Origin of the sequence: Desulfomicrobium macestii, from assembly GCF_014873765.1 — a bacterium.
In the GTDB taxonomy this organism is placed as follows: Bacteria; Desulfobacterota; Desulfovibrionia; order Desulfovibrionales; family Desulfomicrobiaceae; genus Desulfomicrobium; species Desulfomicrobium macestii.
This window is the reverse complement of the sequence record NZ_JADBGG010000064.1, coordinates 1-7503: the sequence shown is the minus strand read 5'-3', so window position 1 is coordinate 7503 and position 7503 is coordinate 1. Positions and strand designations below refer to the sequence as shown.

At 59.1% G+C, this 7503-nt stretch carries 8 protein-coding genes and 1 pseudogene; 6 read left to right on the top strand and 3 right to left on the bottom strand.

Features of this window, described 5'->3' with window-relative positions; all coding sequences use genetic code 11:
* The 5 genes and pseudogenes from H4684_RS20030 to H4684_RS20885 all read left to right on the top strand — a co-directional run.
* Positions 1-239 (top strand): hypothetical protein (locus H4684_RS20030; protein WP_318779665.1); only part of this gene is annotated, 239 nt, incomplete at its 5' end.
* Between the two features lie 238 nt (positions 240-477).
* Positions 478-765 carry a hypothetical protein gene (locus tag H4684_RS21070; protein WP_192625106.1) on the top strand — a complete coding sequence of 96 codons (288 nt, stop codon included), beginning with the start codon at positions 478-480 and terminating at the stop codon, positions 763-765.
* Positions 762-1211: pseudogene (locus H4684_RS21325) on the top strand (relaxase/mobilization nuclease domain-containing protein); the annotation flags it as partial. The gene H4684_RS21070 and the pseudogene H4684_RS21325, both read left to right, overlap by 4 nt.
* A 334-nt stretch (positions 1212-1545) precedes the next feature.
* Positions 1546-2013, top strand: a complete 468-nt coding sequence (locus H4684_RS20890) for a hypothetical protein (protein ID WP_225940583.1) — start codon at positions 1546-1548, stop codon at positions 2011-2013.
* 2 nt (positions 2014-2015) lie between these two features.
* Complete coding sequence (locus tag H4684_RS20885; protein WP_225940582.1) at positions 2016-3062, top strand: DNA-primase RepB domain-containing protein; 1047 nt, start codon at positions 2016-2018, stop codon at positions 3060-3062.
* A gap of 23 nt (positions 3063-3085) precedes the next feature.
* Here the strand turns inward: H4684_RS20885 and H4684_RS20015 are convergent, their stop codons facing one another.
* From H4684_RS20015 to H4684_RS20005, 3 genes are all read right to left on the bottom strand, one after another.
* Positions 3086-3769, bottom strand: coding sequence for an MT-A70 family methyltransferase (locus H4684_RS20015; RefSeq protein WP_192625104.1), 684 nt, complete (start codon positions 3767-3769; stop codon positions 3086-3088).
* Positions 3769-4614 (bottom strand): BglII/BstYI family type II restriction endonuclease, encoded by an 846-nt coding sequence (locus H4684_RS20010; RefSeq protein ID WP_192625103.1) that lies wholly within the window; start codon positions 4612-4614, stop codon positions 3769-3771. Before H4684_RS20010 ends, H4684_RS20015 begins: the two co-directional genes overlap by 1 nt.
* Positions 4615-4705: 91 nt before the next feature.
* Positions 4706-5737, bottom strand: a complete 1032-nt coding sequence (locus H4684_RS20005; RefSeq protein ID WP_192625102.1) for a replication initiation protein — start codon at positions 5735-5737, stop codon at positions 4706-4708.
* A gap of 677 nt (positions 5738-6414) precedes the next feature.
* Between H4684_RS20005 and H4684_RS20000 the strand changes: the two genes are divergently transcribed.
* A partial coding sequence (locus tag H4684_RS20000; protein ID WP_192625101.1) for a DNA-binding protein occupies positions 6415-7503 on the top strand: 1089 nt, incomplete at its 3' end.

Here is a 7503-nt window from a genome sequence, read left to right as displayed (position 1 = left end):
CCCACCGGGACGAGCTGTCCCAGGCCCAGGCCCGGGCAGAGGCGGAGCGCAAGGCGCACAAGGATGAGTTGACCCAGGTCCGCGCCGAGGGCGCTATCGAGGCTGCGAGGATCCGCGAGGAGCTGACCAAGGCCCAGGGCGAAACGACCAAGCTCCGTGAGGAACTGGCCGAGGTGAGGCAGTCCAAGCCCTTGCTGTCGCCGCACAAGGCGCGGAAGGACGGGACGCTGGAGGGGTGAGGGTCCATAAGGGTCCACTGTAGACAGTCGCCCTTGAGCTGGATATGGTGCCCCTGATTTTGGTTAGGAGGGACGTATAACTTTGCTTCGCAAGTTTCGTCCCCCCAACGCGTTGCTAATGGGGACCCCCGGGGAGAAAGGCATGGAAGAGCAAGAGCAGGAAGCGCAGAAGCCCAAGGCCAACTGGCGCAAGCGCGGGCCGAAACCCAGGCCGAAGGCCGAGCTTCGGCGGCATCCAGTGACGTGTCGCGTCACCGATGCGGAGCTGGCGGAGATCGATGATCGCCGCCCCGAAGGGATGACTCGTGGCGAGTGGCTGCGGACGGCTGCATTGCGCCGAGCGCCGGCACGCGTCCCCGAGGTGAACCAAGAGGCCTGGGGACATGCTGGTCGGATCGCTGGCGGTCTGACGACTCTGGCCAAGGCCGCAGCCGAAGGGCGGACCGTTGGCGTGGATCCGGACGCCATCGAGGAGCTGCGTCTGGCCCTGGCCGAGGTGCGGCGGCTTATGAAGGGGGGCAAGTGAAGGGTCGTGTGAACAGGGGTGGCGGTTTTCGCGGCGTGGTCAACTATCTGCTGACCACCGAGGAGGCCAAGGGACGGCGGGCCGTGCGGGCCGGGGCCTCTGTAATCGGCGGCAACATGAACGGATGCACCCCTCGGGAGCTGGCGGCGGAGTTCGGGGAGAGTCGGAGCCTACGGCCTGGGGTGCGGCGCCCGGTGTGGCACTGCTCGTTGTCGCTCCCGAAGGGCGAGCACTTGACCGATGCCGGGTGGCAGGACGTTGCGGACGGGTTACTTCGGAAGGTCGGGCTGGACCCGGACCGCCACCCGTACCTCTTGGTTCGACACATGGATACCGAACACGAACACGTCCACCTGGTCGTGTCACGGATCGGCGTCGGCAGCGAGCTTTGGCATGGCAAGTGGGATGCGCACCAGGTCATGCAGGCGACTGGGGAGCTGGAGCTCGAACACGGGCTGGCCCTGACCACGCAGTTCGACCCGGAGCTGCACCGCGAACGGCGGGCCCTCACCACAGGCGAGGTTCAGGAGGCCCTGCGCCTAGGGCGCGTGCCGTCCAAGCTGGTTCTGCAGCAGATCCTCGACCAGGCCATGGTGGACACGCCGACTATGGCAGCGTTCCTGGAGCGACTCGATGCGGCGGGGGTAGATACCCTGCCGAGGCTGGAAAATGGACGCCTAAAGGGTTTTTCTTTTTTCTTTCAGGCGACAGGTGATGTTTTCAAAGCGTCGCAACTAGGCAATGCGTATAGCTGGAAGCGGCTCCAATCGAGGTTAGACTATGAGCAAGACAGAGATGTTGAAATCCTCCGCGAACAGCGTGGCACGGTCGCTCGGAGAGCGGATCTCCGAGCTGCGGGAGCTGCAGGAGGGGAGCCTGGCGCACATGTCGGCGCAGATCGAACCGCTGGCGCAGGCCATGGCCAAGCTGACGGACGAGTACAAGGAGGCCTCGGCGGAGATGCGGCAGCAGTCCATGGCGCAAGCCAGGGACTGGAGCCAGCTCATGGACGGGGAGCTGGCGAGGCAGAAAACGGCCATGGCTCGGATCGAGGCCCTAGCCGAGGAACTGACGCAGGCCACCGAGTCAGCGAAGACCGCGACGTCGACAGCCAAGAGGACAGCGGCACAAGCCCGAGCCATGATGCAGGCCGACAGGCTCCGGACGGTGTGGGTGGCCGTGGGCAGCGGAGTGGCCTGTGGGATAATCACATTCGCCGCATTGTGGATCTGGCTCAAATGGGGGTGAGTATGGCGGATAGGACGCGCACGGCCGTTGCGCACCAGCTCAAGGCCTTCGGCTGCCAGCTCTTTGACGTCGGACCCGAAGGGGAAAAGGGCCTCTGGGGCAAGTTCGACAAGACCGCGCAAGAGGTCCTGGACATGATCCCGTGGCTGAAGCGGCAGAACGCCCAGGGGGAGAATATTTATATCCGGCCTGCGCGGTCGCAGCAGGAACCGCTGGTGTTCCTGGACGACATTTCCTTGGCCACCATAGACCGGATGGGGAAGGATGGATTCGCCCCGGCCGTGGTGGTCGAATCCTCGCCGGGGAACTACCAGGCGTGGGTGCGGGTGCAGGATGACGGCGTGAAGCTCTCAGAGGCCGTCAGGAAGGCCGTATCGGTCGAATTGTGCCGAATGTACGGCGGAGACGCTGGATCGCGGGACGCGGTCCACTGGGGCCGTTTGGCGGGGTTTACGAACCGCAAACCGCATCATGTTTCCCGCGACGGTCTCTTTCCGTATGCGACCCTGACCAGGCGGACCGGGAAGACCGCATCCGCAGGGCCACGCCTAGTGGTCGATGTGGGGACGCGGTTGGCCGAGGCCAACGAGCGGTCGCGGCAGGCCGCGCTGGTGGACTCGCTACGGCAAACGCGGAGCGCCTTTGACGACACGGATCCGTGGTGGTTCTACGAGCAGTGCCTGGCGCATCTGAAAGGGGACTTCGGGCAGGATTACGACCGGAGTCGGGCAGACTGGATCATTGCCACGTACCTGCTTGAGCGTGGCCACGCGCTGGCCACGGTTGCCCAGGTCATCGCTGACCTGTCGGAGGATCTGCAGGACCGGAAGACCGCGCACGTGGCCGATTACGTTGTCCGCACGGTCGGCAAGGCCGATGTGTGGCGGGAGCTGAAGGCCAGGGGGCAGCGCTACGAGGATGTGTCAGGGCAGCTCCTGGAGTTGGCGCAGGAACGGTGCGTGGCGATCCAGGGGGCCATGGAGCGGGGTGAGGTCGTGGCCGAGAGGCCACGGGCTGTGCAAGAGCAAGGATGGGAAATGGAAATGTAGAAGGGGCCGAAAGGCCCCTTACATTAGAATTTTGAGGGAGTACAAATGGCGGAAATTTGTTCAGTTTGAGAATGGTTTGAGTATGTTGGCCAATCTGGATAATACTCTTCAGACTGGTTGCCCCACACACTCCATCCTTTGCGAGGGCCTCTGGCAAAAAGTTCAAGATACGGTCCAGGGCTACAGGCCTCTATAATTTCGTAAAATTCATCAGGTTTCCGCGAATGTTCACGCTTTCTTGTCGCAAGATAATTTACTTGTGTCCTTCCTGGTTGCAAAGTTCTTGCGTTTTTTCCTTTTACTCCAAATAGAACCATTTCTGTGACATTTCTAAAGTAAAAACCAACTCCCCTTCCGTCAGAACCTCCATCCTTTCTGATTTTATGCCAGATGATGTTGCTTTTATAGCTAAAACCCCATGCTGCCATGACTTTTAACCCTTCGGGGAGCAAGGCGTTTGGAACCCATAGATATAAGTGGGCTGTTTCTGCTGTAAGCCTTTGAATCGGAAGTTGCATGATCTCATCAAAATTCATTGTTTCATATCTGGACAATCTACGATGTTCTGGCGCAACTTTCCCTGTTCTATTTTGGAATTGCCATGGTGGATCGGCCAAAATTGTTGTAAACTGTTCATCACCGTGCATGTTAAGTAAGTCACGGCCAGCTTGAGAAGTGATGGCATCGGGACTTTTTTGTTGTTTCATCATTCCACCCAATCAGATATAAGTTTTGGGGTTATTCCAAATACTAGAATTGGACAGGAGCCGTGTCTTCCAGCATTAAGTCTATACAATAGTTTTCCCATCCATGTTGTGCTTGCTCCATATTTATTTTTGACTGTTTTGATTTGTCCTGAGCGATTGCCGCTGTTTATAGTTTCCGGCTCTCCGTTTTTGTTAAGCTGTGGCAAGACTTCAAACACGGGATTTAGTTTTTCGCTTCGAGTTACCAAAACGCCAACGCTGATTAATCCACAATCATGAAAAGCTCTCATAGCGTATAGGTCGCGATCAAATGTCTGGTCTTTTGAGTTCCATTCAAGATCAAAAGCGACGCTCCCCTTTACATAGTCTATTTTGTGCCCATCGATGAAGTTTTTAATTATTTTTGGTTCATGTTCAGGTAGTTTATGCTTTCTCGTTTTTCCATTGTCTAAAATTTCTTCTGTATATTCATGTATACGAACCATTAAGTCGCCCTGTATTCTTGACTCAACCCATCCTGCTGGTCGAAGTATCGTCGAATACTTTTTTGGCATGTCTGACTCATTGCCCCCTGGCATTCCAATGTCTCTTTTGGTGATGCGAAATTTTAGAAGCGATCGTTCAATTTCTGCTAATTCATCTGGGTACGATGTAGCTAAAATTGCAGCAGCATGACGGTAGCTGTATACATCATAAAAATTACGTACCTCTGCGCTGATGAAGCGCTCAATAGACGCTTGAGGGTCTGCATTTGGCCCAGGTTGTAGCGCAATATCTCCATTTGATTCATCAATTTCTTGGTCTAAAACATCCTCGGCCAGCTCTTGATCTTGGTTGTTTGGCATGTAAAACCTTTTGTCGCCATGGCTTATGCCTCCTTGAAAGGCAGGTTTTGGCAATGTCAGCCAGCCGGGTGCCTCCGGTTGGCTGACAACCTTATTTGTTTGGTTCGCTTTCTTGAATTGCGACGACAGGGTTCTCCTTTTCAAGGACTGCGGCGGCGTATGCGCCAAGCTTTTTTTTGACCTTGCCAGCCAGCTTGTCGTGTTGGATTTTTTCCATGACCTCCCGCAGCTTGGGTTCATGCCCGATGTAGAGTCTGGCGATCTTCCGGGCACGTGGCAGGCTGACGCCGAAGGCGTTGTGCATGGCCTGGGCAAACTTCAGGATCTCGATCTGATTCTTGTCGCCCATACCCGGGAGCGTGGCCATGGTCCTGCGGATCTTCTCGCGTGCGCTCATGTGCGTGGGGTCATCTTCAATCAGGAACCGGACGTGCGTCACGACGCGCTTGTCGGTCTTCTTCTCCATCGTCATCGTGATGTCCGCTTCCGCCTGGATCTCTTTGAGCGCGTTCTGCAGGATTGCGCGGTTGAGCAGCTTGAACTCTGGGTACTTGTCGGCCACGCCGAGGTACTTCCGGAGCTGGTCCACGGACAGCCACGGTGTGCAGCCCTTGCCGCTGACCTTGTCCTTGTTGTCTCGGTAGTCCAGGCCCAGCTCGTACAGCGGTAGCGCGTACTTCGTCTTTTTGAAGCGCCGCTCGATGAGTAGGTTGATACGTGCGAACATCGTTGAATCAGCGATGAAACCGCGCAGGGTCCGTGCCATCGTAAATGTCACGAACGAGCCTACAAGCTCGGGCTCTTGTATGAACTTATAGTAACCCCAGTTCGGCATGCTGCCCTTGCCATGGCCAAGGCCACCCAGGTTGTTCCACTCGACAGAAGCGTCTCCTAATTCTCGCAGCCAGCCCTTGATAGCTGCATCGTTTCTGGTGTGCATGTATTCTTCGACGATCTTCCGAGGCACCGTGAACCGGTGCACCTCGTCGACCAGTGGAATATCGTCGAACGTCCAGGCTAAGAAGCAGTTATAGAGCCGCATCGCGGGTCCGGAAACGATGTGGTTGATGTGGATGCAGCCGCTAGGCTTGTCCAGAAAATCAGGGATTTTTGGTTCAGTCATGGCCACCATATAGTGAACTGGTGAACACGTGTCAAGTCACTTGTTCACTTCAACACAAGGACGTTCACCTATCTACCCTTTCTCAACACAAGGACGTTCACCTAAGCCCCCTTTTTTCGACACAAGGACGTTCACTTTACGATTTTCTGATCAATGATTTCAAGGCCTTTCGAGCGCTCCTATGCTCTTAAAAGCATGCATAAAGAGTGCAAAAGAAAGAATTAGCTCCGACTTTGTCGGAGGGTACTCTTTGACGAACACAGCCCCCCGCCCTGCGGGGCAGGGGGGAAAGGCCGCTTCGCGGCGGAAGGCAGTCCGCAACCTATGGGTGAGACTCCTCGATCCGCCACGTGGATGGGGTCGGGCCGGGGCCGAGTGAGCAGGGCAAGCGGCGCAGCCGCCCTTTCCTGCCCCGCAGGGCGGGGGGGCTGTGTTCAGTGAGGGGTGCGTGGACGTGCCCGCGCTCGATGCACCGCGGCACGCGGCGTGAGCCGCGCCCATTCACGGACGCGCAGCGGCCGGGTGTGTTCGCTACGGGGCGAAGCCCCAGATACGGGTGGGGGATATGTTACGCTGGGGGTGATATTTTTCTTGACGTACTGTATCATATCGTATAGTGTATCTGTATTGATACGTGATACATGATACAAAATACGGTACGATACGCGGAGGGCGACATGGCAAGAGAAGGGATTACATTTGACCAGGTGGCGCAGGTGGCGGACAAGATGGTGGCGGATGGGCAGCAGCCCACTATCCGGGCCGTGCGCGATGTGCTCGGCACCGGCTCTCCCAACACGGTGCACGCGCACCTGACCGCCTGGCGTGCGGCTCGGCCGCAGGCCCAGGCCCAGGCACCGGAGCTGCCCGGGGAACTGGTCCTGGCTCTGGCGCAGGAGATAGAGCGGGCTGCCGCCCGCGCACGGTCAGAGGTGGAGGGGCGGCTGGTGGACGCGCAGGCCGAAGCCGGGGAGCTGTCCGCATCCGGGGCCGCACTGGAGGCCGAGCTGGCCGAGGCCATGGCCCGGGTCGAGGCCCTGACCACGGAGCGGGACCAGGCGGCAGCCACGGCGGTGGAGCGTGCCGAGGAGATTAAGCGCCAGGCCGACGCACTGGTGCTTGAGCGGCAGACGGCGGACACCGCCCGGGTCGAGCTTGCGAAGATCCAGCTCCGGGTGGAGCAGATGGCCGAGAAGGCCGTTGAGCAGGCGGCCAAGATCCAGGGGCTGGAGGCCGAGCTGGGCAAGGCCCGGGAGGCCGCGCAGACGGCGGCGGTGGAGGTCTCCAGGCTCCAGGCAATGGTGGAGGCCCAGGCCAAGGCAGAGCTCACCTTGGCTGCGGAGCGGAATTCTCTCAAGGAAAGTCTGAAAGGTGTCGAAGCCGAGCTGGGCAAGGCTCGGACCCAGGCCGAGGAGGTCCGCAAGGCCCACCGCGCTGAGCTGGTGGAGGCCCAGGCGGCCCACCGGGACGAGCTGTCCCAGGCCCAGGCCAAGGCAGAGGCGGAGCGCAGGGCGCACCGCGAGGAGCTGACCACAGCCAAGGCGGCCCTGGCCACGGCCTCGGCCAAGATTGAGGCCCTGACCGAGGGGCGGGCTTCGGACCAGGCGGCATTGGCCGACGCCAAGCGTCGCATCGAGGCCCTGGAGCTGGCCGAGGCTGAGGCCCGCAAGACCCACCGGGACGAGCTGTCCCAGGCCCAGGCCCGGGCAGAGGCGGAGCGCAAGGCGCACAAGGATGAGTTGACCCAGGTCCGCGCCGAGGGCGCT

Bases quoted from the DNA above. Each gene is read 5' to 3' on its own strand.
- H4684_RS20885 (WP_225940582.1), top strand. From the start codon at position 2,016: ATGGCGGATAGGACGCGCACGGCCGTTGCGCACCAGCTCAAGGCCTTC.
- H4684_RS20010 (WP_192625103.1), bottom strand. From the start codon at position 4,614: ATGCCAAACAACCAAGATCAAGAGCTGGCCGAGGATGTTTTAGACCAA.
- H4684_RS20890 (WP_225940583.1), top strand. From the start codon at position 1,546: ATGAGCAAGACAGAGATGTTGAAATCCTCCGCGAACAGCGTGGCACGG.
- H4684_RS20005 (WP_192625102.1), bottom strand. From the start codon at position 5,737: ATGACTGAACCAAAAATCCCTGATTTTCTGGACAAGCCTAGCGGCTGC.
- H4684_RS20015 (WP_192625104.1), bottom strand. From the start codon at position 3,769: ATGAAACAACAAAAAAGTCCCGATGCCATCACTTCTCAAGCTGGCCGT.